The organism is Solibacillus merdavium, assembly GCF_014836935.1.
GTDB lineage: Bacteria > Bacillota > Bacilli > Bacillales_A > Planococcaceae > Solibacillus > Solibacillus ferritrahens.
The window spans coordinates 49,459-74,296 of the sequence record NZ_JACSPW010000016.1 but is presented as its reverse complement, the minus strand read 5'-3'; the positions used below and the strand labels follow the sequence as shown (position 1 = coordinate 74,296).

The 24,838-nt window shown below is 37.3% G+C and carries 19 protein-coding genes; 14 read left to right on the top strand and 5 right to left on the bottom strand.

Annotated elements, in window-relative coordinates:
* Positions 1-178 precede the first annotated feature (178 nt).
* Entirely contained in the window at positions 179-607 is a 429-nt protein-coding gene (locus H9632_RS15315) for a MarR family winged helix-turn-helix transcriptional regulator (RefSeq protein ID WP_191704943.1), read from the top strand.
* Positions 608-858: 251 nt separating this feature from the next.
* Positions 859-1,821, top strand: a complete 963-nt coding sequence (locus tag H9632_RS15310) for a zinc-binding dehydrogenase (RefSeq protein WP_191704942.1) — start codon at positions 859-861, stop codon at positions 1,819-1,821.
* 143 nt (positions 1,822-1,964) lie between these two features.
* On the opposite strand, the gene H9632_RS15305 is transcribed toward H9632_RS15310, so the two are convergent.
* Positions 1,965-4,223, bottom strand: coding sequence for a S9 family peptidase (locus H9632_RS15305; RefSeq protein ID WP_191704941.1), 2,259 nt, complete (start codon positions 4,221-4,223; stop codon positions 1,965-1,967).
* A 737-nt stretch (positions 4,224-4,960) separates the two neighbouring features.
* On the opposite strand from H9632_RS15305, the gene H9632_RS15300 reads away from it, so the two are divergent.
* On the top strand, positions 4,961-5,923 hold the full coding sequence (locus H9632_RS15300) for a S8 family peptidase (RefSeq protein WP_191704940.1): 963 nt from the start codon (positions 4,961-4,963) through the stop codon (positions 5,921-5,923).
* A gap of 398 nt (positions 5,924-6,321) precedes the next feature.
* Here the strand turns inward: H9632_RS15300 and rlmD are convergent, their stop codons facing one another.
* Entirely contained in the window at positions 6,322-7,689 is a 1,368-nt protein-coding gene (rlmD, locus tag H9632_RS15295; protein WP_191704939.1) for a 23S rRNA (uracil(1939)-C(5))-methyltransferase RlmD, read from the bottom strand.
* 186 nt (positions 7,690-7,875) lie between these two features.
* Between rlmD and H9632_RS15290 the strand changes: the two genes are divergently transcribed.
* Positions 7,876-9,561, top strand: a complete 1,686-nt coding sequence (locus tag H9632_RS15290) for a methyl-accepting chemotaxis protein (protein WP_191704938.1) — start codon at positions 7,876-7,878, stop codon at positions 9,559-9,561.
* 273 nt (positions 9,562-9,834) lie between these two features.
* Here the strand turns inward: H9632_RS15290 and H9632_RS15285 are convergent, their stop codons facing one another.
* On the bottom strand, positions 9,835-10,752 hold the full coding sequence (locus H9632_RS15285; RefSeq protein ID WP_191704937.1) for a diacylglycerol kinase: 918 nt from the start codon (positions 10,750-10,752) through the stop codon (positions 9,835-9,837).
* A gap of 168 nt (positions 10,753-10,920) precedes the next feature.
* Entirely contained in the window at positions 10,921-11,478 is a 558-nt protein-coding gene (locus H9632_RS15280; RefSeq protein WP_191704936.1) for a thioredoxin family protein, read from the bottom strand.
* Between the two features lie 354 nt (positions 11,479-11,832).
* On the opposite strand from H9632_RS15280, the gene H9632_RS15275 reads away from it, so the two are divergent.
* The 5 genes from H9632_RS15275 to H9632_RS15255 all read left to right on the top strand — a co-directional run bounded on the left by H9632_RS15275 (position 11,833) and on the right by H9632_RS15255 (position 17,429).
* Positions 11,833-13,443 carry a peptide ABC transporter substrate-binding protein gene (locus tag H9632_RS15275; protein ID WP_191704935.1) on the top strand — a complete coding sequence of 537 codons (1,611 nt, stop codon included), beginning with the start codon at positions 11,833-11,835 and terminating at the stop codon, positions 13,441-13,443.
* Positions 13,444-13,589: 146 nt separating this feature from the next.
* A complete protein-coding gene (locus tag H9632_RS15270) occupies positions 13,590-14,519 on the top strand; it encodes an ABC transporter permease (protein ID WP_191704934.1) in 930 nt (309 codons plus the stop codon).
* On the top strand, positions 14,519-15,451 hold the full coding sequence (locus H9632_RS15265) for an ABC transporter permease (protein ID WP_318247710.1): 933 nt from the start codon (positions 14,519-14,521) through the stop codon (positions 15,449-15,451). The genes H9632_RS15270 and H9632_RS15265 overlap by 1 nt, the downstream gene beginning before the upstream one ends.
* A 14-nt stretch (positions 15,452-15,465) precedes the next feature.
* Positions 15,466-16,512: an ABC transporter ATP-binding protein gene (locus H9632_RS15260; RefSeq protein WP_191704933.1), complete on the top strand. Its 1,047-nt coding sequence runs from the start codon at positions 15,466-15,468 to the stop codon at positions 16,510-16,512.
* Positions 16,513-16,514: 2 nt separating this feature from the next.
* The gene (locus tag H9632_RS15255) at positions 16,515-17,429 is read left to right on the top strand and encodes an ABC transporter ATP-binding protein (RefSeq protein WP_191704932.1); all 915 of its coding nucleotides are present in this window, start codon (positions 16,515-16,517) and stop codon (positions 17,427-17,429) included.
* Positions 17,430-17,515: 86 nt separating this feature from the next.
* On the opposite strand, the gene pruA is transcribed toward H9632_RS15255, so the two are convergent.
* Positions 17,516-19,060 carry an L-glutamate gamma-semialdehyde dehydrogenase gene (pruA, locus tag H9632_RS15250; protein WP_191704931.1) on the bottom strand — a complete coding sequence of 515 codons (1,545 nt, stop codon included), beginning with the start codon at positions 19,058-19,060 and terminating at the stop codon, positions 17,516-17,518.
* Positions 19,061-19,228: 168 nt separating this feature from the next.
* On the opposite strand from pruA, the gene H9632_RS15245 reads away from it, so the two are divergent.
* The 5 genes from H9632_RS15245 (at position 19,229) to H9632_RS15225 (ending at position 24,768) form a co-directional block, all read left to right on the top strand.
* Complete coding sequence (locus tag H9632_RS15245) at positions 19,229-20,524, top strand: sigma 54-interacting transcriptional regulator (RefSeq protein ID WP_191704930.1); 1,296 nt, start codon at positions 19,229-19,231, stop codon at positions 20,522-20,524.
* A gap of 306 nt (positions 20,525-20,830) precedes the next feature.
* The gene (locus H9632_RS15240) at positions 20,831-21,805 is read left to right on the top strand and encodes a proline dehydrogenase family protein (RefSeq protein WP_191704929.1); all 975 of its coding nucleotides are present in this window, start codon (positions 20,831-20,833) and stop codon (positions 21,803-21,805) included.
* A 93-nt stretch (positions 21,806-21,898) separates the two neighbouring features.
* Positions 21,899-23,386 carry a sodium/proline symporter PutP gene (gene putP, locus H9632_RS15235; RefSeq protein WP_191704928.1) on the top strand — a complete coding sequence of 496 codons (1,488 nt, stop codon included), beginning with the start codon at positions 21,899-21,901 and terminating at the stop codon, positions 23,384-23,386.
* A 116-nt stretch (positions 23,387-23,502) separates the two neighbouring features.
* On the top strand, positions 23,503-23,817 hold the full coding sequence (locus H9632_RS15230) for a YbjQ family protein (protein WP_191704927.1): 315 nt from the start codon (positions 23,503-23,505) through the stop codon (positions 23,815-23,817).
* Between the two features lie 99 nt (positions 23,818-23,916).
* Positions 23,917-24,768, top strand: a complete 852-nt coding sequence (locus H9632_RS15225; RefSeq protein WP_191704926.1) for a helix-turn-helix domain-containing protein — start codon at positions 23,917-23,919, stop codon at positions 24,766-24,768.
* The last annotated feature ends 70 nt before the right edge of the window (positions 24,769-24,838 follow it).

Here is a 24,838-nt window from a genome sequence, read left to right as displayed (position 1 = left end):
TTAATTTTTGTTATGCTTTATCCAAATGAACAGAAATGCTACCATATAGTCATCAGAGAAAACGTCCAGAGAGGTATATAATTAGATACCTAAAAGTTATTCTATAACTATGACCGAGTTCGAACATAAGTTTTTGGTTAGCGCAAAACGAAGAGTATTTAATGTGGGGAGGGTTAGTATGGAAGTTTGTTTGGACGATAAAAAACAGATGATTATGATGTTAAAAAGATTAGAGCGTCACGTAACGCAAATTTTTGAAAAAAGAACAGAAGTTAGTTTGACGAGATATGAAATTTTAGTTTCTTTAGTTAAAAAAGGTAGTGTTACACAAAAAGTATTACAAGAATCACTGGCGATCGATCAATCGGCAATTACACGTCATTTAAAGTTACTTGAAGAACAGCAATACGTTGAACGTAAACGTAACGAAAAAAACAACCGTGAAGTACTTGTAACGATTTCCGATAAAGGACGAGCATTATTGGATGGTTGTACAATGTTTAAAGATCAATTTTTGAATGACCTCTATGATGATTTTTCAGATAGCGAATTACAGCAACTCAAGCAATTTCTTACCCGATTAAATCATAATGTAGACATGCTTTAAGGTTTGTAGCCAGTGCTTCTTCAGAAATAAAAAGCGGCCTAGAGAATTTTATCTCTAGGTCTTTTTTTCGCTCTCCTTTTCCTACCACAGAAATAGCATCTTTGAATTTGAAAAAATATCTTTGGAAAAGCCTTCAAAGATTTAATATTACTATTTACATTAAATACTTCAAAACCTATAGGTATATAAATATATACTGATTGGAAATGACTATTGAGCGCTTATGATGTAAACAAATTGGAGGCGATTGTATGAAAGGTTGGCTTTTTTCAGGTACAAACAAACCGCTAGAATTAATTGAAAAGGAAGATCCGAAAGCTATTCCAGGTCAAGTTGTTATTGAGGTAAAGGCTGCTGGCTTATGCCATTCAGATGTTGCAGCATTACAAGATCCTGGTTGGATGCCCCTTTTCCCAAATGGTCCAGTTATTATGGGCCATGAGTTTGCAGGGGTTATTATTGAAGTAGGCGAAGGTGTTGAGGGTTTTAAAGTTGGGGATCGTATTGGAGCTAACCCAATGAATCGTGAAACAAAAGTAACTGCTGGATATACTTATGATGGTGGATATGCAGAAAAAGTTCGAGTTCCTGCAGACCAATGCGTCATTATTCCAGAAGGTGTTTCGTTTGTCGAAGGTGCCGCTTCAACAGATGCAGGAATTACTGCTTACCGCGCAATCTTTAGCATCGGACAAGCAAAAGAAGGGACAAAATTAGGGATCATTGGTGTTGGTGGTCTTGGCCAATTTGCATTACAAATGGCACTTATTAAAGGTTGCGAAGTTTATGCTACGGACATTTCTCCAGAAGCTCGTAAACTTGCTGAAGAATTAGGTGCTCACAAGGTTTATGATACGATTTTAAATATGAAGGAAGCTGAGTGTGATGTCATCGTTGATTTCGCTGGTTTCGGTCAAACAACTTCTGATGCACTAGAAGCAATCCGACCACAAGGAACAGTTGTAATTGTTGGTATGGGGAAATTAGAATCTAATATTAATACTTATTTAATGATTACAAAAGAAATTAAGCTTTTAGGAAGCAACGGTGGGTCAGTAGAAGATTTAAAAGGTGTATATGATTGCTTTACTACTGGTAAAATGAATCCTGAGTTAATTACTATTCCTTTTGCGGAAATAGATAAAGGGTTAGAAAAACTAAAAAATCATGAAGTTAAAGGCCGCTTAGTAGCTGTCTTTGAAAAAGAGAAATAAAATAAACGTCTCTTGAAACACAAAATAGAAGATGAAGAAACAATTTTTCTGTTTCTTTATCTTTTTCTCACTGCAAGAAAGAAACGGATCCCAAGAGTTGGAATCCGTTCTTTGTAATTTTATACAAATGTTTCAATTATAGTTCACTTTAAATATTCCGCAAAGAATTCTACCATTGCATTGTAGAATTCGATACGGTTTTCTTCATTTGCAAAACCGTGCCCTTCATTGTCTTTTACCATATACTCTACTTCCACACCTCTATTTTTAAGTGCTTCTACGATTTGGTCCGATTCTTGTTTATTCACACGGGGATCATTCGCCCCTTGCGCTACAAATAAAGGTGTTTTAATTTTATCGACATGGAATACCGGAGAAACAGATTCTAACAGTTCCTTATCTTTTTCAGGGTGACCTACACGCTCATAAAACATGTTACGTTGTGTTTCCCAATATGGTGGGATTGTTTCTAATAGTGTAAAGATATTTGAAACCCCTACATAGTCAACCGCTGCTGCATATAAGTCTGGTGTAAATGTAATACCAGCCAATGTTGCATAGCCACCAAAGGAAGCACCGTAAATACCGATTTTCTCTGGGTCAGCAATTCCTAAATCAATTGCCCACTGTACCCCATCTGTAATATCATCTTGGATTTTTAATCCCCATTGCTTGTTGCCCGCTTCTAGGAATTCTTTACCGTAACCAGTTGATGATCTAAAGTTCATTTGAAGAACTGCATAGCCTTGATTTGCTAATAATTGTACTTCATTATTGAATCCCCACATATCACGAGCCCATGGACCACCGTGTGGAATGACAACTAACGGTAAATTTTTAGCCATTTTATTTTTTGGTAATGTTAAATAACCATGAATTATTAGACCATCTCTCGCTTCATAGGAAATAGAATGCATCTCCGCTAAATTACTAGCATCCAACCATGAACCTAACTCCGCTAATAATGTCATTGTTTCTGTTTCAGCATCATAATAATAATACTTTCCATACACAGTATCGCTAGAAACGCTTACGATAAATTTTGTCATTTCTTTATTGAAGTCGTTAATCCCAAATTCACTTGCACTTACACCAAGTTGATCTTTCATTTTATTGAAAAGATTTTCGAACTCGCTGTCAAAGAAATTATAGTGAACTTTATCTGTGATATACATTGCATAAAGGAGCTGATCTTTCGTAGAACTATATAGAGCCCCCGCAACATCTACATTTGGATTTGAGAAAATCACTTCTTCTGTGCCTTTTAAATCATATTTTACTAGTTCCGCTTTATCTCGACCTTTATCGGATACAGCATAAATAAATTGATTATCTTGAGAAAACCCTAATGGCGAGACTGTTTCACCAGCATCCATTGTGATAAACGGCTGGAACTCTTCTTCTTCTGTTTCACGATATAAAACAGCACCCACTACCCCGTCTGATGCTACAGCCATACGAATTTGCCCATTGCTATCGGAAATCCAGCTTAAAATATTACCCGGATTTTTTGCTACTAATTTTGTTTCACCTGTTTTTACATTTAATTTATAAACATCAAATACAGTTGCATCTTCTTTGTTCATCATGACTAAAATTTCATCCTGAACATCTTTTAAATAATCAATAGGAAGCACGACAACATTTGGGTACGGTGTTAAATCTTTTTCTTCTGCACCGTTAAATGAAGACGAGTAAATATGATAGTTTTCGTCTCCCCCATTATCCTTTAAATAATACATATTATTATCTTTCCAGAAAAGCCCTGCAATATCTCGATCTGTTGTACTTGTTACTCGCACAGGCTCACTCTCATCAGCCATGTTCTTTACAAACACATTTAAGCGACTTTCCCATTCAGCAGCGTAAGCGATATATTGGCCATCTGGAGATAATTGATAACCTAAACTACCAGGATTTCGCATAAAATCTTCGACAGAGATTTCTTGTGCCCCTGTGTTATCAATATCTTTGTTTTGATAGTCTTTTACATTACTAAAAAGTTTTAAAACCTTTGTTTTGGTAATCTGTTGTAAATTGGAAACACCTTTAAATAAGCCTAGTTTTTCCGCTGTTTTTCTATAATCATCCAGCGATTCCTCATTAGTTTCTGCACCAAGCGCTTTTACTAAAATAAGTGCCGCTTGTTTTTCCGTAATGTAGTCACTTGTATTTTCGAACTGATGATCACCAAGCCAATTTCCAATGACTTCTGCTCTCATATAGTCCGAAGCATGCTGAAATGTTAAAGCCGTGACAGCTTCTTCAAGAAAAGCTTCAATTGTTACACGTGAGTTTTGACTGGCAGCTACCTCAGTTGTTGAATCGTTTGCTAAAGCCGAAAACGGTAACGAGACTAATAATGCTACCGTTAACATAACTGATAAAAAGCTTTTTTTCACAATATCCCCTCCTTAATTATTATAAATTTAATAATAGCGTACAAAAGAAGGTCGGTGACATTTAATTTAAAATATTCATTATTTTTACATATTTCAAAACATTAATTCCAGAATCATACATATTTCTGAAACTTCATTTGTAGTACTAACGTATATATTAATTTATTCTCATGAAAATCTATAACAGGTATCAAAGTTTAAGCTAATAATACAGGATTATTTTTAATCTCCGCCTCCACCGCAACTTGAGCAAGAAGAATCCGACGTTTTTTATAACAATAAGAAAAAGCGGATTCCAAAATCAGAATCCGCTCTTTGCAAATTATTAAATTAACTCCAACCAAGCCAACGCTTCACAATGCGTCGACTGTATGTGGCAACACATTGGTGCTGGTGGGTTTTATAATATAGGCTCGAATCTTATTTAAGTGAAGTCTAGCCTGTTTTCTTATGCGTCTTTGACTGTTGCTTATCACTAACACACCCGATTATGAAAAATCATAAGTACCTGTTTTGTAATACTAACGCATTTTAGTTCAAGTACAAACATTCACACTCTTTAAGATTGTTATCATGCGTGATTGACTAATAGACACCAATACTATTTTCACTTTTAAAATTCCGATAGTTAGATAAAAACACATCTATTGTAACTTTTAATAATTATTCAGAATTGTTAGACTATTACCAACTACCAAGAATACACTTGAAACTTAATTCTTTCGGGAGGGATACAAATGGAACAAAAGTTACATTTATTTCCATATCAAGTGGATGAAGTGATCGAAATGGTCGAAGTGGTGCCAAAAGGTATTGAACTTATTGCAGCACCAGAAATTTGGGAGAATTCTAAAGGAAAGGGAATCACTGTTGCGATATTGGACACAGGCTGCGACGTCACCCACCTTGATTTGAGTGAGCGTATTATCGGCGGACGGAATTTCACTCGTGATGATGATGGACAACCTGATGTATACATCGATTATAGTGGCCATGGAACCCATGTGGCTGGCACAATTGCTGCAATTAGTAACGGCACAGGAGTAGTTGGTGTTGCACCTGAAGCAAGTTTATTGATTTTAAAAGTGCTTGATAAAAGTGGATCAGGACAATACGACTGGATCATAAATGGTATTAACTATGCAGTTGAACAAAAGGTGGATATTATCTCCATGAGTCTCGGAGGTTCTATCGATGTACCTGAGTTACACCAGGCTATTCAAAACGCAATCACTAATCAAATTCTAGTAGTTTGTGCCGCTGGTAATGAGGGAGATGGACAGAGTTCTTCTAATGAATTTTCCTATCCCGCCTGCTACAATGAAGTCATCAGCGTCGGATCCATTAACCTGCAACGCAGTTCTTCTGAATTTTCAAATTCGAATAATGAAGTCGACTTAGTAGCTCCTGGTGAAGGAATCCTTTCAACGTATTTAAACGGAACTTATGCAAAACTAAGCGGAACTTCGATGGCAACACCACATGTATCCGGTGCACTTGCACTCATAAAAGAGAATGCCAACAGAAACTTTGAGCGAAATCTGACAGAGACTGAGCTGTATGCACAATTAATAAAGAGAACCATTCCTTTAGGAAACTCGCCAAAACTCGAAGGCAACGGATTGCTGTACTTAACAACAGAGAAATACTTATCGGAGGTGTTCAACCAAGAATTATCTGCAAAAGCGTTGAAAATATAATGGAAAAACTAAATTTGCATATTTTGATGAATTCGAAATATGTACAAATAATTATATACAATTCAAATATGATTTAACGATCCTAAGAAACTCAATATTACTCTCCAATAAATCGGATGATTTAGAATTTGAAGATATTGAATCAATAGAAAAAGTGGAAAAAATAAAAAAACTGAGAAGACAAAATAATGATTTAAAATTAGAAGTTACTATAGGTTAACTATTACAGAATTTTAACATTACTTTACTTTGTTAGTAATTATAAAAGCAGACGGCCAATTAGAGGTGTATTAACGCACTTCTAAACCGTCTGCTTTTTATGTTTCAACAAATATCAAATTAGATATAACTAAGACACATCCAAATAAAGCGTACGTTGAGAAACACGCTTAATGGGATTAGTCGGCTAGTTCAAGCCACGCAACCGCTTCACAATGTGTCGTATGCGGGAACATATCAACCGGTTGCACTTCTTGCGTTTTATAGCCACCATCTTCTAAAATACGAAGATCGCGGGCAAGTGTTGCTGGGTTGCAGGACACATACACAACACGCTTAGGTTTTTGTTCGATAATTGTATTCAGTAGTGCTTCATCGCAGCCTTTACGTGGTGGATCTACTACTAATACATCTGCCTCTTTGCCTTCTTTATACCAACGTGGGATGACTTCCTCTGCAGGTCCTGCTTCGAAGTATGTGTTCGTGAAGCCGTTCAGTTCAGCATTTCGTTTGGCATCTTCAATCGCTTGCTCGACAATTTCAACACCCATGACATGTCCTGCCTTTTGCGCTAAAAATAGTGAAATTGAACCGATTCCGCAATAGGCATCAATTACGCGCTCGTCTCCAGTCAATTGTGCATAGTCCAGCGCCTGTTTATACAGTACCTCTGTTTGAACAGGATTTACCTGATAAAATGAGCGTGCCGAAATTTCAAAACGGACATTGCCAATTGTATCTTCAATTGTATCCTTGCCCCAAAGTGTAAATGTTTCATTACCGAAAATCACATTTGTTTTTTCACCATTTACATTTTGAACAATGGATGTAACATTTGGTATAAGCTCACGGACTTTTTTAATTACCGCACTCGCCTGCGGAAACTTTTTAGCCTTCGTCACAAGTACAACCATTACTTCGCCAGTAGCACGGCCTTTACGTACGACAACATGACGAAGCATGCCTTGATGCGATTTTTCATCATATGGACGAACCCCTAATACATCCAATTCTCGTTTTAAATCAGCCATTACAGTGTCTGCTTCCCCTGTTTGGATTAAGCAGCGCTCCATATCCACGATTGAGTGTGACTTCGTTTTATAAAAGCCTGCCACCATCTGCCCTGCTTCATTTTGTGCGAAAGGAATTTGGGATTTGTTACGGTAATTCCATGGCTCTTCCATCCCTTTAACTGGATGGACAGGTGCATCAATTTTCCCTAAACGCTTCATAACGTTTGCGACCATGTTTTGTTTCCACTTTAATTGACCTTCATATGAAAGGTGTTGCAATTGACAGCCACCGCATTGTGCAAAATATACACAAGGTGCTTCGACACGGTCAGCAGACTTATCAAGTAATTTGATTACTTTGGCAAAGCCGTAATTTTTTAAAGTTTTTAATACATGCACTTCTGCAGTCTCTCCCGGAAGTACACCTTGAATAAATAAAGGATAGCCGTCAATTTTTGCAACGCCATTCCCATCATGTGTTAAATCTTCTATATAAACGGTTGTACGATCATTTTTTTTAATTGGTACTGACATATTCTGTTCTTCCTCTCAATTCAATCTCTATATTGTACCATGCACCTCATAATTTGCACTCATTATACTTTCTACTAATTTCCCTCAATTGTTTTTATTACTTTTGGTATAGAATTCTACAATAATTATCTATATAATTTAGCTAATAGGAATATTAGAAATATTAACCAAAAGGAGACCAAAATTATGTCGGTTCGAAAAAAACTCAATGTTGGCTTCATTATAATTGGAACATTACTGCTTCTATCGATTGGGTTTGCTACTATGCAATTTTATCGAATTGGCGATGAAGTTTCTAAAGCTGTAGACGTACAAATGGCCCAAGTTCAGCGTATTAACGAAATACAGCAAAACTTACTGTCCCAAGAGATATATGCTCGTGCTTATACAGTAGATCCTTCCCAAAAAAACTTGGATTTGGTAACAGATCATACGTCACACTTAGTACGATTAATTGACGAAGTACAAAGTGCAAATACATTACCAGAAGCGACTTCTATTATTAATAACATAAAAACTCAGTCAGAGACCCTTATACAACAAATCAGTCAAATTACTTCAGCCGTACAGGAACGAGATATTTCCTCCGCACTTACACTAGTAAGTGGTGACTATACATATACAAGTTCATTTATAAGTGAGTTGGCGGAAAAAATTGAGCAAATTGAAAATATCGAATTAGATAATATGGTCGATAGCACTCAAAGTATGATTTCATTTTCTACTATTTTGTCAGTTATTTTCATACTTATAACAATTGTAGTTATTATACTTTACATGATGTATACGAAGCGTGGTATTACATCACCTCTTCAAGTTATTACAAAAGACTTAGAGGAAATTGCAAACGGCAATCTAAAAGTTGCGCATAAGCCAATTAAAACAAAAGATGAACTGGGAATGCTTTCAAGAGCATTTACTTTATTACAGCATAATTTTGAAGAACTGCTAGTTAGCATTCAAAAAAATTCTGATCAACTTAGCACCTCTGCCGATGCACTCAAGAAAAATAGCCATACAATTTCGTCGGAAACAGCCCAAATTAATAAGCTAATTACACATACAGCAAAAACAGCTGAAACAATGACAGTCGGAGCAAGTGAAAGTGCACTTGCTGTTGATGAAACTACTCAAGGAATTAATTCTATTGCTGTAGCTACCCAAGACCTTCATAGCGGTTCTGTCACTTTGGCACAGGCTTCCTCTGATGGCGTGAAAATTATTGACGAAGCAACACAGCAAATGCAAACAGTATATGAATCTACCCAATCAATTTCTAAGCTTTCGAATGCATTAATCGAGCAATCCGAACAAATTAGTACAATTACGAACGCAATTACTAATATTGCTGACCAAACGAACTTACTCGCTCTAAATGCAGCAATTGAAGCAGCAAGAGCAGGCGAGCATGGTAAAGGTTTTGCGGTCGTGGCAGATGAGGTAAGAAAACTTGCGGAGCAATCTAAAAATTCCGCTAGTAGCATAGCTATATTAATCGAGAATATTCAATCCAACACTCAAAATATGAGTGAAGCAGTAGAAAATAGCCTTCACTGTGCGAATGATGGTGTCATCGTTATTGATCGTGCTGGTCAAGCATTCCATTCGATTACGAATAACATTCATACGATGTCAGAACGTGTCGAACATATTTCTGCAACTTCGCAACAGATTTCCGCAAGTTCCGAAGAGGTTTCTGCATCGGTAATCGAAATTTCACACGGTACTGAAAAAACAACCGCTAATGTTGAAAAAGTAGCAGATGCTACTAAACTTCAAGCAGAAGTCGTTTTACAAATGGAAGAGCTATCAAAACAGTTAGCAGAACAAGCCACACAACTGCAGCAGAGCATGAATAAATTTAACTTGTAATAAAAGCCCTTTTCTTAACAATATACCTGTTAAGAGAAGGGCTGTTTTTTATGTTAGGCAACATGGATATTAGAACAATCACATTATTTATTTGAAAATGTAAAAGAGATATTAGAAAAACGATTTCACATATTAGCACATTCCAATAAGATATTAGAAAATATAAAGGATTTATTAGAAGTATTAACTTCTCCCTCCCCTACCCTTAAGCCTCCTCAACATAAAAGAAACTTACAAGGGTATCCACAACCCTCGTAAGTTTGGCTAAATCGGTTATTTTTGTGCATCGATTTCCTGTAATTCATCAATTGGCACAAATACTTCAATATGGCGTTTTAAGTTTTGGAATTTTGCAGGTGCATCTCCGCCGTACTCGCCATCTAAATTTAGGTGAACTTCCTGTTCAGAAGTTACGGAAACCCGGCTTGCCTTCCGGTAGATGAGGCGCTCATCCGATAAATGTTCACCGCGTAAAGCAAGTGATGCAATTCGTATGAAATCTGCAATATTGCATTCCTTTAAAATCATGACTGTAAACAGACCATCATTGATTGATGCATCTGGAGCAATTTTCTCAAAGCCGCCAACTGAATTCGTTAACCCACATAAAAACATCATGGCATTTCCTTCAAACACTTCTTCATCCATTTCAATTCTCATATGTGTCGCTTTAATTGAAGGAATCATTTCAATCGCTTTTAAATAATAAGCCATTTGTCCAAGCAATGTTTTCATTTTACTCGGTACTTCATAAGTCAGCTCGGTAATACGACCACCTGCAGCAATATTAATGAAATAGCGGTCCTCATTTAAAATACCGACATCAACTGGTATAGTATCCCCGGCAATTATAATATCAAGCGCATCTTCTACATTTCGCGGTATATGTACCGCACGTGCAAAGTCATTGGTCGTCCCCATCGGTATTAACCCGAGCTTTGGACGTTTTTCGCATTGGCTAATACCTGCCACTACCTCATTTAATGTTCCGTCTCCACCAACTGCAATCACTACGTCAAATTCACGGCGTACTGCCTCTAATGCAGCTTCTCTGGCATCCCCTTCACAAGTTGTCGCATGACAGGAAGTTTCGTAGCCCGCTCTCTCTAATTTTTCTAATACTTCAGGGAGGTGCTTTTTAAATGCCTCTCTACCAGAAGTTGGGTTATATATAATTCTTGCTCTTCTCATTTTGATCTCATCCTGATTAGTTTAATTTTCATTCTGTTCAAAGTATACTTCTCAATGTTTTACAAAAGCAACCATAGTTATTCGCTTATCTCTTCAATAATACGTTTAAAATAGAAAAAAGTTCCTACTATAATTATATAGTAAGAACTCCCTTTTAACACAGAAATATTATAAAACTGCATTTACTTTCTTCTTGAAATCTTCGTATACGTAGCTCCAAAGCTGTGCGTTTTCTACATATTGTTTGCGCATGTTTTCGTATAATTCTTTTTGTGCATCTTCAAATGTTGGATCTTCCTTCACCGGCAAAGTTGCACGCATATCCGTTACAAGCTGTTGTAATTGTGGTGCGCGCGGTCCCCAAGTTGTAATGACTTCCCCGGATTCATTTAAAATTAAATACATTGGAATAGCACGCCCACCATTTGTTAAATAACGGTCGATCAAATCTGTATCCGCATCACGTAATGCCGTACGAATTTCTACATCTGCTGCTTCCGCTACTTTGCGAATGATAGGGTTGTTAATCATTGCATCACCGCACCAGTCTTCCGTAATCGCTAAAATATGGACATTGGCATTATGCAACTTTTCAATGAAAGCTGCATCTTCCGGCAGTTCAAAGCGCTCATAAATAGCAAAGCTTTGTTCTTTCAGCTGAGACATTGCATCCATATATTCTTTCATCGATGTGCTCTCTTCAAAATATTGTTGTTCTCTTTTCATATATATCTCACCTTTCAAATTCTCTCTTCTATTTTGCACTTTTTAAAGAGAAAAGGAAAGTTTTATGTGTCAAAATTGTTACATAATAACACAATTTAGAATTTTCAAAACAAGTTACATAAAACAGCAAATTTTTAATACTTTTAAGAATTTTAAACCACATAAATATTTTACTTGAATAATATTTTATTATAGTGAAATGATTACAAATTTTCTTAATTATTTGATTTATTAGTATCTATTTAATATTTTAAATCTAGTATATATTTCTTATTAATATTCTGATATATTAAAATAACGCATCAAAAAATTATCAGAAAATTTAATTTACATGATTTTCTAGGAGGTTTATTTATGAAACGTAATAAAAAGGTCGCATTGACTGCTACAGCACTTTCATTATCTGCATTATTAGCAGCATGTGGAGGAGAAGAAACAACATCATCTGGAGACGGCGAAAAAGAATTAGATTTACTAATCACTTCTGAGCCACCTTCATTGCATCCTCAATTAGCTTCAGATACCACTTCTGGAGCAATTTTAGAAAGCACATTTGAAGGTTTAACAACTATGGTCGAAGGTGAGCCAGTTCTAGCTGCCGCTGAAGATTATAAAGTTTCGAATGATCTTTTAACTTACACATTCACTTTACGTGACGCACAATGGTCAAATGGTGAAAAAGTAACAGCAGAAGATTTTGCCTATGCTTGGAAATGGGCATTGAATCCGGAAAATGCGTCTGAATATTCTACAATCCTTTACCCTATTAAAGGAGCAGAAGAATACAATAACGGAGTTGGTACTGCTGAAGATGTGGCAATTAACGTAATCGATGAAAAAACATTAGAAGTAACGTTAAACGCTCCTACTCCATATTTCTTGGAATTAACAGCATTTAAAACGTTCTACCCAATTCATAAAGCTACTGCTGAAGCGGATCCAAAATGGTACACAGAAGCTGATAACTATGTATCTAACGGTGCATTCAACTTGACTACTTGGAACCATTCAGGCGATATCGTATTAGAGAAGAGTGAAACTTACTGGGATACAGAAAATGTAGATATCGATACAGTCAACATTGCAATGGTTGAGTCTGAAACAACTCAAATGACAATGTTTGACGCTGGCGAAATTGATTTCCTAGGAGCTCCTTACGGGACAATTTCTCTTGATGCAATCGACCGCTTAAAATCAGAAGATAAATTAAACGTTTCTGATATGTCATCTATTTACTGGTACAAGTTCAACACTGAAGACCCAGTAATGCAAAACGAAAACATTCGTAAAGCATTAGCATTGGCAATCGACCGTGAAGGCCTAATCAAAAATGTTGTAAAAGGTGAACAAGAACCTGCATTAGGAATCGTGCCTAACTCTGTAGAAGGCTTCGGCGATGATGAAGGTTACTTCAAAGATGCTAATTTTGAAGAAGCAAAAAAATATTTAGAAGCTGGGCTGAAAGAATTAGGCTTAGCAAATCCTGCAGATTTAGAAGTAAAAGTTTCCTACAACACATCTGAAGCGCACTCTTCAATTGCACAATTCATTCAACAAGGCTGGTCATCGAATTTAGGTATTACTGTTAAACTTGATAACTCGGAGTGGCAAGTATACTTAGATAAACTGTCAAACGGCGACTTCCAAATTGGTCGTCTAGGTTGGGGCGCTGACTATAATGATGCGTATACGTTCCTTGAAATGTATAACTCTGCTGAGAACGGTAATAACCAAACTGGCTGGTCAAACGATGAGTACACTGCATTATTAAATGAGTCAATCACTGAAACTGATGCAGCAAAACGTACAGAAAAATTATTGGCTGCTGAAGCAGTGATTATGGAAGAAATGCCGGTAGCACCAATTTACTACAATACAAATTTAAATGTTGTATCTGATGAAGTAGAGAATATGGTTCCGGATGCTTTAGGTAACATTAACCTTAAATACGTTAAAGTGAAGTAATTTTAACTATTTATTATTAACTCCTGCGATGATCAACTTAATTGCAAAATCATCGTAAATAGGGAGTGCCTCGAATTCAATTTTCGGGCACTCCCTTTCATAGTTCTAAGGAATTTTCAAAATAGTATAAAAAGGAGGTACGGACATTGCTTAAATTTATTATTAAACGATTACTCTACATCGTACTTGCAATGTACTTAATTATTACAGCGACGTTCTTCTTAATGCAGCTTGCTCCCGGTAGCCCGTTCACGAGCGAACGTGAATTGCCGCCTGCTATCGAAGAACAGTTAAACGCAAAATATGGGTTGGATAATCCTTGGTATATCCAGTATAAAGACTATTTAGTAGACACAATGACATTTGATTTTGGGGAGTCGATGAAATACAAAGGCCGTTCCACAAATGACATTATCGCAGAAAGCTTCCCTGTATCTCTTGCTTTAGGCCTTCAGGCGATGGTTTTAGCAATCGGACTTGGTGTATTGCTTGGGGTTATTTCTGCACTGTATCATAATCGCTTTGGAGATTATGCCGCAACAATTTTTGCAATTTTAGGGATTTCAGTTCCTTCCTTCATTTTAGCTGGACTCTTGCAGTATTATCTGGCATTTGAAGCTGGTTGGTTCCCGGTAAGTGGCTGGAAAGGTTTTGCTTATACGATTTTACCTTCACTGGCAATCGCCGTTACCCATGCCGGATTTATTGCTAAACTTACTCGTTCTAGTATGTTAGAGCAAAATAATAGTGAGTATGTAAAGCTTGCACGTGCAAAAGGTCTAGGAAAATGGACGATCGTGTTCAAGCACTCTTTACGTAATGCATTATTGCCGGTTGTAACGTATTTAGGTCCACTATTTGCCGGTGTTATTACAGGTTCGTTCGTCATTGAACAAATTTTTGCGGTACCAGGACTTGGCCGCCATTTCGTAACAAGTATTACAAACCGTGACTATACGGTAATTATGGGTACTACAGTGTTCTATTCATTAATTTTATTACTGGCTGTATTAATCGTAGATATTTTATATAGTGTCATCGATCCACGTATTAAATTGAAAGGAGCGAAAAAATAATGGCTCAAAACGAACAGCAAATACCAAAAGTATCAGCTGACATGTTCGAAGTTGTCGGTCGTTCAGAAAATACTGATGCCCTTTCTAAAAAGCAAGTATCTTATTGGAAAGAAGTATTTTATCGCTTCTCTCATAACAAGTTAGCTGTAGTAGGTTTAATCCTTCTTATCATCATTGCAGGATTTGCGATTTTTGCACCGATCTTCTCTTCTTATACATATGAACAGAATGTCGGTTTATACAATACCGCTCCTTCCGCAACACATTGGTTCGGTACAGATGACCTAGCGCGTGATATTTTTGTCCGTGCGTGGGAAGGTGCTAGAATTTCATTATTCATCGGTATTACTGCCGCTGTAATTGATTTAATAATCGGTGTTTTATGGGGTAGTATTGCAGGTTTGGCAGGCGGTCGTGTTGATAATATTATGATGCGTATCGCAGACGTTTTAACAGCAATTCCTTATTTATTAGTAGTAATTATTTTATTGGTAATTATGGAACCTGGTTTAATTCCTATGATTATTGCCCTTTCCATTACAGGTTGGGTAAATATGGCGCGAATCGTACGAAGTGAAGTACTGAAAATTAAAAATCAGGAGTATGTACTTGCCGCTCGTACATTAGGCGCAAATCAATGGCACATCATTAAACGTCACTTAATCCCAAATGCGATGGGTGCTATTTTAGTAACAATGACAATGACTATTCCAAGTGCAATTTTCACAGAGAGTTTCTTAAGCTACTTAGGTTTAGGAGTTCAGGCTCCTTTAGCCAGCTGGGGTACGATGGCCTCTGAAGGTTTCAAAGCACTTCAATCTGCACCATGGCGATTATTGTTCCCTGCAGCTTTAATCTCGATTACAATATTCGCATTTAACGCAGTTGGGGACGGCTTACGTGACGCACTTGATCCGAAATTACGAAAATAAGGAGAGTGTACGCAATGAAGAAAAAAGTATTAGAAGTAAACGACTTACGTATTAATTTCAAAACGTACGCTGGTGTCGTACAAGCCGTACGCGGAGTAAGCTTTGAATTATTCGAGGGCGAGACATTAGCAATCGTCGGGGAATCCGGTTCCGGAAAATCCGTTACAAGTAATGCCCTAATGAAGTTAATTCCACAGCCACCAGGTATTTATGCCGGTGGAGAGATTAACTTCAACGGTCGCAATATTATCCCTTTAACTGAAAAGGAAATGATGCAAGTTCGCGGAAATGATATTTCAATGATCTTCCAAGATCCAATGACTGCATTAAACCCGACAATGCGAATTGGGAAGCAAATAACTGAAGTGCTTCTCAAGCATAATAAGGTTACGAACAGGGATGACGCAAAAAAACGAGCGATTGAGTTACTTGATCAAGTAGGAATCCCTTTCCCTGAAAAACGTTATAAAGCTTACCCTCACGAACTATCAGGGGGGATGCGTCAACGTGTTGTTATCGCCATCGCTCTTGCAGCAGATCCGAAACTTTTAATTGCCGATGAGCCAACAACAGCACTTGATGTAACAATTCAGGCACAAATTTTAGAGTTGATGAAAGAGCTGCAAAAGAAATCAAATACGTCGATTATTTTCATTACCCATGACTTAGGTGTAGTTGCAAATGTAGCAGACCGTGTTGCAGTAATGTATGCCGGTCAAATCGTCGAGTACGGTACAGTAGAAGATATTTTCTACAATCCTCAGCACCCATATACTTGGGGACTACTTGGCTCTATGCCGGACTTAAACAAGTCTACAGATGAGCTGTTAATGGCGATACCAGGTTCACCGCCAAACTTAATCGATCCACCTAAAGGCGATGCATTTGCCCCTCGTAATGAGTTTGCAATGAAAATCGATTTTGAGATGGAACCGCCAATGTTTAAAGTATCGGATACACACTACGCAAAAACTTGGCTCCTGCATCCTGATGCACCAAAAATGCCTGTACCTGATGCGGTAGCACGCCGTATTAAAGGCTATCAACAGGAGGGCATGTAATCATGGCAAATAAAATATTAGAAGTACAAGGCTTAAAACAATATTTTGGCACTGCTAAACAACCGATTAAAGCGATCGATGGCATCTCCTTTGATGTCTATGAAGGCGAAACATTAGGTCTAGTTGGGGAATCAGGCTGTGGTAAATCAACAACTGGACGCTCGATTATCCGCCTTTACGATATTACAGAAGGCCAAATTACATTTAAGGGGAAAAACATTTCCGAGCTAAAGTCACGAAAAGAATTGATGCAATTCAACCGTGAAATGCAAATGATTTTCCAGGATCCTTATGCGAGTTTAAATCCACGTATGACAGCCGGTGAATTAATTGCAGAAGGCTTTGACATCCATGGACTATATAAAAATAAAAAAGAACGCCAAGCTCGTATTGGTGAGTTGCTAGAAGCAGTTGGACTGACACGCGAGCATGCTAACCGTTATGCCCACGAGTTTTCTGGTGGTCAACGTCAACGTATTGGTATTGCCCGTGCACTTAGTTTAGACCCAAGCTTCATCATTGCAGATGAGCCGATTTCTGCGCTTGATGTATCAATCCAGGCACAGGTAGTAAACTTACTAAAGCAATTGCAAAAAGAACGTGGGTTAACTTATTTATTTATCGCCCATGATTTATCAATGGTAAAGTATATATCAGACCGTATCGCGGTTATGTATCGCGGAAAAATATTAGAACTTGGAAGTGCGGATGAGATATACAACAACCCAATTCATCCTTATACGAAGTCTCTATTATCTGCTGTTCCTCAGCCAGACCCAGCTTATGAACGCAACCGTACACGGATCCCTTACAAACATGTTGATCATGATCCGGAGGCTAAAGTAATCGAAGCCCGCCCTGGTCATTTCGTCTTTGGTACAGATATACAAGTAAAAGAATGGGCTAAATGTAAATAGAACAAAAATAAAAACTCCTTCACGAGGCAATGTGAAGGAGTTCTTTCTATAATATAAAGGAAATTTCCAATGACTAACCAAATTAATTAGAATGTTTCTGACGTTGTTTTTGCTTGCATGTGCAATGTTAAATAATCCGGGCCGCCTGCTTTTGAGTCTGTACCTGACATGTTGAACCCACCAAATGGTTGATACCCAACGATAGCACCTGTACAGCCACGGTTAAAGTAAAGGTTTCCAACATGGAATTCTTCACGAGCATACTCTAAATTCATGCGGTCATTTGTTATAACAGCACCTGTCAGGCCGTATTCCGTATTGTTTGCAATGTCAATTGCTTCTTCAAACGTATCTGCTTTTGTAATTGCTACAACTGGTCCAAAAATTTCTTCTTTCATAATTCGTGCTTCTGGATTCACATCGGCAAATACTGTTGGATGAACGAAATAACCTACTGAATCATCTGCCGTACCACCAGCTACTAAACGGCCTTCTGTTTTCCCAATTTCAATATATTCGCTGATTTTCTTAAATGCTGCTGCATCAATTACTGTTGCCATAAAGTTTGCATTGTCTGTCGGATCACCGATTGTTAAAGCATTTGTTAATTCTTCGACACGGTTTACAACTTGATCATATACATCCTTTACAATGACTACACGTGAACATGCAGAACATTTTTGGCCTGAGAAGCCGAATGCTGATTTAACGATTGATTGCGCTGCCAATTCCAAATCTGCATCTTTGTCTACAACAATCGTATCTTTACCGCCCATTTCAGCGATAACACGTTTAATCCAAATTTGACCTGGGCTTAATTTTGATGCGCGCTCGTTAATGCGTAAGCCGACATCACGTGAACCTGTAAAACTAATGAAGCGTGTTTTCGGATGGTCCACTAAATAGTCGCCTACTTCTGCGCCGCTGCCAGGTACGAAGTTTACGACACCTTTTGGCAAGCCTGCTTCTTCCAGCACTTCAATAAATTTATACGCAACGACCGGAGTAGTTGATGCTGGTTTTAATAATACTGTATTTCCTGTTACAACAGCAGCTACCGTTGTACCCGCCATAATTGCGAATGGGAAATTCCATGGTGAGATGACAATTCCGATACCTAGTGGAATATAGTCGTAACGGTTGTATTCATTAGGACGGCTTTCTACTTTTCGACCATCTTTCATTTCTAGCATTTGGCGACCATAGTATTCTAGGAAATCGATTGCTTCTGCAGTATCTGCATCCGCTTCATTCCAAGGCTTACCCGCTTCTTTCGTTAACCATGCCGAAAACTCGTGCTTGCGTCGTCGAATAATTGTTGCCGCTTTAAATAATACGTCTGCGCGGATTTCTGGTTTTACTTTTTTCCACGATTTGAAAGCCTTATCTGCTTCCTGCATAGCTTTTTCCGCTAGATCCTTGGACGCTTTTGAAACCGATCCAATGACTTCCGTTTTCTTTGCTGGGTTATATGAGACAATTTTATCTTCTGTAGTAATGCGTTCACCACCAATAATTAGTGGATAGTCTGCACCAAGTTGTGACTCTACTTTATTTAAAGCTTCTAAATACGCCTGCTTGTTTTCTTCTACCGAGAAATCTGTAAATGGTTCATGTTTGTATTTAATCATTTATCATTACCTCCGATATTAAGTGCAAAATTATTTTGCATCATATTGTGTTACTTAATTTGAATTATGCAATATAATAATGCTTAAATCAATTATTTTTTCGGAATTACACAAATTATCTCACAATAACAGACTCATGTTAAAATAAAATGAAGGGGGTTACAACGTATGAATCAGGTAGACCTTACTAGTGTCTTTGAATTTATGATTGAAAAAATAGAAACCGGCCTTTGTGCCATTGATGAAAGTGGACGTGTCATCGTTTATAACAAAAAGATGCGCGAACTCACTGGAGAATCACTTGACCAAATTACACAACGCTTTTTATCCCAATCACTCGACTTTAATCTAGAGGAAAATATGCTGCAAAAAGTGTTAGCCTCGGGTCAGGGATATAAACATGTTAAGCAAACATTCTGGAATGCTCGCGGTGAAGAAGTCACGATGATGAATGACTATTATCCCTATACCCTAAATGATGGTACAAAAATCGCCATTCAATTTTCCCATGACATTACACAACAGGAGTTTTTAATGGATCGTCCATTAAGCCGTTATGGGGCTCCTTTAACTTTCGATATCATTACTGCCGTTTCAAAATCGATGAAGCAAGTAATTCAGCAGGCTAAAATTGCCGCTTACGGTCGCATTCCAGTCATGCTTGTCGGGGAATCCGGGACAGGTAAGGATATGATTGCAGAAGGCATTCACCATGAACTTTCCGAAAAAAATGAACGTTTCATAACACTTATTTGCCGACGCAATGAAGATACATTGTTGGCGCAAATCGAAAAATATATTGCGTTAGAAAAAAATTATACTTTTTTTGCTGAACGAATTGAATTTTTATCGGACGAAGCACAAAACCGTATTGTGGAGCTTCTTGAACAACATACCGATCGTAATCATGTTTTTATTGCGAGCATCGGAGAAGACCCGATTGATTTAATTCACCAAGGGAGCCTCTCCAAAAATTTATATTATTTATTTTCTAATTTAACGATTCAAGTGCCAGCATTGCGTGATCGTCGTGAAGATATTAAGCCGTTCGTTGATGATTATTTTGCTCGTCGACGGATTGCATACGGGATTTCGGTGAAAGGGTTAGCCCCTGATGTTGAGGAAATTTTCCTGAATTATGATTGGCCAGGAAATTTAAAAGAGCTTGAAGTATTGCTTGATGATATTAGCGCATTACTCACAACGGAGGAATATGTTGAGCTTATACATATTCCGGCATATTTCAAGTGGAAACTTAAACAAGCCGAGCCTGTTATATCAGAGCAGCAAACATTGTTCGATTTTTCCCAAAAAAATATACAGCCACTTGATGAATATATGCGCAAAGTAGAAGACCATTATATTGCCCATGCATTACAGCTAAATAATGGCAATATATCACAAACAGCAAAAGCGTTGGGCATACACCGACAAGGTCTTCAGTATCGGCTGAAGCGCAAGTAGTTAATATACATGGAAAAATTTTATATTTTTTACCAATCGAAAGACCTTATTTACTAGGTCTTTCTTTTTTGGTTCGAGGATGCAATATTATAATGCACCAAATTAAATTCATGTATTTTATAGCATAATTACGTCTAATAAAGATATACCACGAAAGTTTTTTTGTATAAAACTCCTTGATATTCCTCACTTTTTCTTCTTACAAACATTTATTTACTCAAATTCCATTTCCTTTTTTGAATATTTTGTTTTATACTCTCCTCAATAACAATAAAATAATTTTTTCACTTAGGAGGATTAATCAAAATGTCATTAAAGGACTTTTTTATCGCACTTTCCGAGAATCAGACATTAAATTCCGCAGCCCAAAAGTATGGTTTTAAGTTCGGGGCGCAAAGTGTCGTTGCAGGTACAAATATCGATGAGGTAGTTGCGAGTATTAAGCAGTTAAATGCGCAAGGAATTTCCTGCACAGTGGATAATCTTGGAGAATTTGTTTTTGAAAGATCGGCTGCATTAGCTGCTAAAGAACAAATTTTAGCTGTAATAGAGCGTATCCATAGTGAAAATCTAGATGCACATATTTCGTTAAAACCATCACAGCTCGGATTGGATATTGATTATGAATTCTGCTATGAAAACTTAATGGAAATTGTTTCACTGGCAAACGAATATCAAATATTTGTTAACTTCGATATGGAGAACTATGCACGCTTACATCCATCATTTGAACTTTTGGAGAAAATTCATGCACAATATGACAATGTAGGAACAGTTATTCAGGCATACTTCTTTGAATCGGATGAAAATGTAGAACGCTATAAGGATTACCGTTTACGTCTTGTAAAAGGGGCCTACAAAGAAGATGAGTCGGTCGCATACCAAAATAAAACCGATATTGACCGCAAATTTATCGAGCAAATTGAATATCATTTACTACATGGCAAATTTACTTCTATTGCAACACATGATCATAATGTTATTAATCACGTCAGACAATTTGTTGCACAACATAATATACCTTATGAAAAGTTTGAATTCCAAATGCTGTACGGTTTCCGCAAAGAAATGCAACTAAGTCTAGCTAAAGAAGGGTATAACTTCTGTACATACGTTCCTTTTGGTAATGACTGGTACGGCTATTTTATGCGCCGTTTAGCTGAGCGCCCTCAAAATCTTTCACTAGTTACAAAGCAAGTATTCACTAAAAAGACGAATACTATTTTAGCAGTCGCTACTGGTGCTTTTTTAGCAGGTCGCTTAACAAAAAGGAAGAAATAGTTAGCGGAGACGCCAAATTATAATGCATTGACGGTATTTCCTAGTGTTGTATGCTGAAATTATTAAAAATTTATCTATAAAGGAGCTGCTTTTATGTCTGATTACAGTTATCAATTATTAGCCATTATTATTTACATGGTAGCCATGCTCGGAATTGGATGGTATGCGTTCCGTAAAACGAGCAACTTAACGGATTATATGTTAGGTGGTCGTGGACTTGGTGCGGCTGTAACTGCATTAAGTGCTGGTGCGGCTGATATGTCCGCCTGGCTATTAATGGGGCTACCTGGTGCAATTTATTTATCAGGATTAGTAGAGGCCTGGATTGCTATCGGTTTAACAATCGGTGCTTATTTAAACTGGTTACTCGTAGCACCTCGCTTACGTGTTTATACACAAGTAACTAAGGATTCGATTACAATACCAAGTTATCTTGATAATCGTTTACGTGATAATACAAAACTATTGCGTATTGCTTCAGGTATTATTATTTTAGTATTCTTTACATTTTACGTATCATCAGGGATGGTTTCTGGTGGTAAGTTTTTTGAAAGTTCATTCGGAATGGATTATCATACAGGACTTATTTTCGTCTCGGCTGTAGTAGTTGCCTATACTTTATTTGGCGGTTTTTTAGCTGTTAGTTATACAGATGTTATCCAAGGAATTATTATGGTTATTACATTAATCGCCGTTCCTGCATTCGGTATTTTCTTAACAGGTGGTCTAGGTGAAACAATTGAATCAATTAAAGCGGTAGACCCGGAGATGTTGAGCCTTCTTCCTTCTACTGCAACGGCAGCGGCCATAATTTCTTCACTTGCCTGGGGACTTGGTTATTTCGGTCAGCCACATATTATTGTGCGCTTTATGGCGATTACATCTGTAAAAGAGACGAAAAGCGCCCGACGTATCGGAATTGGCTGGATGATTTTCAGTTTACTAGGCGCGCTTGCAACAGCATTAGTCGGTGTTGCCTACTTCCAGCAACAAGGTACAGAATTAAAAGATGCTGAAACGGTATTTATCGTATTAGGGCAAATTTTATTCCACCCGTTCATTGCCGGTATTGTTCTTGCGGCAATTTTAGCAGCAGTTATGAGTACAATTTCTTCGCAACTGATCGTAACTTCTTCAGCACTTATTGAGGATATTTATAAAGCTCTATTTAACAAAACTGCGACAGATAAACATTACGTATTTTTAGGACGTGTTGCTGTACTTTTCGTATCGATTTTTGCTGCAATTGTAGCATGGAATCCAGAACGCACAATTTTAGACTTAGTTTCATTTGCATGGGCAGGCTTCGGTGCTGCATTCGGTCCGATCATTTTACTTTCATTATTCTGGCGCAGGCTTACAAATTATGGTGCACTTGCTGGTATGGTTGCTGGTGCGGCTGTTGTATTTGTTTGGGGGCGTACAGAAAGCTTAAAGAGCATGCTCTATGAAATCGTTCCAGGATTTATTGCGTGTCTTGTAGTAGCAGTTGTTGTAAGTTTACTAACTTATAAGCCAAATTCAGAAATTGAAGAAGAATTCAATGAAACTCAACGTATTTTAAAAGAAGAACACAAATAGTAGCAGAACGGTATGCATTTTGAAAGATGCATGCCGTTTTTAATTTTCTACGATCAACGAAACCTTTTATGATTCTTCCTCGTATAAGTAACCATTACAATTAAAGGAGTGCTTTTATGTTAGTTGTTACAACAAATACGATTGAAGGTAAATCAATCGAAACGTATCATGGCATTGTATCCGGTGAAGCAATAATGGGAGCTAATATCGTACGGGATATTTTCGCATCTGTTACGGATATTGTCGGTGGTCGAAGTGCCTCATATGAAGATAAATTGGCGGAAGGTCGTAAAATTGCCATTCAGGAAATGACTGATCGTGCACGTAGTATGGGTGCAAATGCCATTATCGCTGTAGATCTTGACTTTGAAACACTGCGTGAAGGCATGATGATGTGTGTCGCTACAGGTACAGCGGTAACAATTCGATAATTATTGATAATAAAATGATACAATAAAAGCGTATTTAGTTATATTCTCTACTAAATTCGCTTTTTCTATGCTTAATTTTGTATAAAAGGAGGCTTTACTATGCAACTTGCACAACTATTTCCTTCCCTAAAAATACATCACATATATCCGACACGCCAAAATTTTGCAACGTCTATTTTTTATGATTCTACTAATACATGTTGGTATGAAATCGCTAAAAGTGAAATAACAGTACGAGATTCCCTATACCTGAAACATTTTTACACTGAATGTACTGAGCAAGTTGACCCTTGGCTACTTTTATTGACGCAAGGGATAGTTCCTAAGGAGACCCCCTATTCTTCCGTTCGCATTTTACAATATCACGCAAAGAAAGATGCGCATCAATTAAGAGATGCGGTTGAGCTGTTCTTTATGCACGATGCTTATTTACTTGAAGTTTCTTCTGATACATTTTGGATTATTTTATTTAAAGACTATTCTTTGGAAGAACTAGAAGGATTTCTAGCAATACTGGAAAATGATTTTTATTTGCATGGACAACTTTTTATAGGGCAAATACTTCCGGTTACTGAAATGCTCCATACATCCTTTAAGTCAGAACAAAAAATATTCCAATCCATTCAAAATCTGCAATACCAAACGATTTATACATTTACGGAAAGCTTTCAAAGCTTACTGCCACTTTATCTGAACACGCCGATACAGCAGTACTTAAAACTTACATTGCTCACTGATTTAAATGAAGAGATGATCACTACCATTACAACATTATTCATCCATAATGGAAACATGTCCTCGGCCGCGAAAGAATTACATATCCATCGCAATACATTATTATATCGAGTACAGCGTTATTCAGAAGAGACAGCTTTGGATTTAAGGCGCAATGAAGACTTGCTATTAGCCTATTTAGCGGCCCAATTGCAAAAATTGACGAAATATTCATGAAAATATTAAGCACATTGCACAAAGGCAGTTCACTTCTAATCTTTTATAATATGAAAAAAGGGGGGACTGG

Excerpts from the sequence above, each read along its gene's own strand:
- H9632_RS15315 (WP_191704943.1), top strand. The coding sequence starts at position 179 with ATGGAAGTTTGTTTGGACGATAAAAAACAGATGATTATGATGTTAAAA.
- H9632_RS15310 (WP_191704942.1), top strand. The coding sequence starts at position 859 with ATGAAAGGTTGGCTTTTTTCAGGTACAAACAAACCGCTAGAATTAATT.
- H9632_RS15300 (WP_191704940.1), top strand. The coding sequence starts at position 4,961 with ATGGAACAAAAGTTACATTTATTTCCATATCAAGTGGATGAAGTGATC.
- rlmD (WP_191704939.1), bottom strand. The coding sequence starts at position 7,689 with ATGTCAGTACCAATTAAAAAAAATGATCGTACAACCGTTTATATAGAA.
- H9632_RS15290 (WP_191704938.1), top strand. The coding sequence starts at position 7,876 with ATGTCGGTTCGAAAAAAACTCAATGTTGGCTTCATTATAATTGGAACA.
- H9632_RS15285 (WP_191704937.1), bottom strand. The coding sequence starts at position 10,752 with ATGAGAAGAGCAAGAATTATATATAACCCAACTTCTGGTAGAGAGGCA.
- H9632_RS15280 (WP_191704936.1), bottom strand. The coding sequence starts at position 11,478 with ATGAAAAGAGAACAACAATATTTTGAAGAGAGCACATCGATGAAAGAA.
- H9632_RS15275 (WP_191704935.1), top strand. The coding sequence starts at position 11,833 with ATGAAACGTAATAAAAAGGTCGCATTGACTGCTACAGCACTTTCATTA.
- H9632_RS15265 (WP_318247710.1), top strand. The coding sequence starts at position 14,519 with ATGGCTCAAAACGAACAGCAAATACCAAAAGTATCAGCTGACATGTTC.
- H9632_RS15260 (WP_191704933.1), top strand. The coding sequence starts at position 15,466 with ATGAAGAAAAAAGTATTAGAAGTAAACGACTTACGTATTAATTTCAAA.
- H9632_RS15255 (WP_191704932.1), top strand. The coding sequence starts at position 16,515 with ATGGCAAATAAAATATTAGAAGTACAAGGCTTAAAACAATATTTTGGC.
- pruA (WP_191704931.1), bottom strand. The coding sequence starts at position 19,060 with ATGATTAAATACAAACATGAACCATTTACAGATTTCTCGGTAGAAGAA.
- H9632_RS15245 (WP_191704930.1), top strand. The coding sequence starts at position 19,229 with ATGAATCAGGTAGACCTTACTAGTGTCTTTGAATTTATGATTGAAAAA.
- H9632_RS15240 (WP_191704929.1), top strand. The coding sequence starts at position 20,831 with ATGTCATTAAAGGACTTTTTTATCGCACTTTCCGAGAATCAGACATTA.
- putP (WP_191704928.1), top strand. The coding sequence starts at position 21,899 with ATGTCTGATTACAGTTATCAATTATTAGCCATTATTATTTACATGGTA.
- H9632_RS15230 (WP_191704927.1), top strand. The coding sequence starts at position 23,503 with ATGTTAGTTGTTACAACAAATACGATTGAAGGTAAATCAATCGAAACG.
- H9632_RS15225 (WP_191704926.1), top strand. The coding sequence starts at position 23,917 with ATGCAACTTGCACAACTATTTCCTTCCCTAAAAATACATCACATATAT.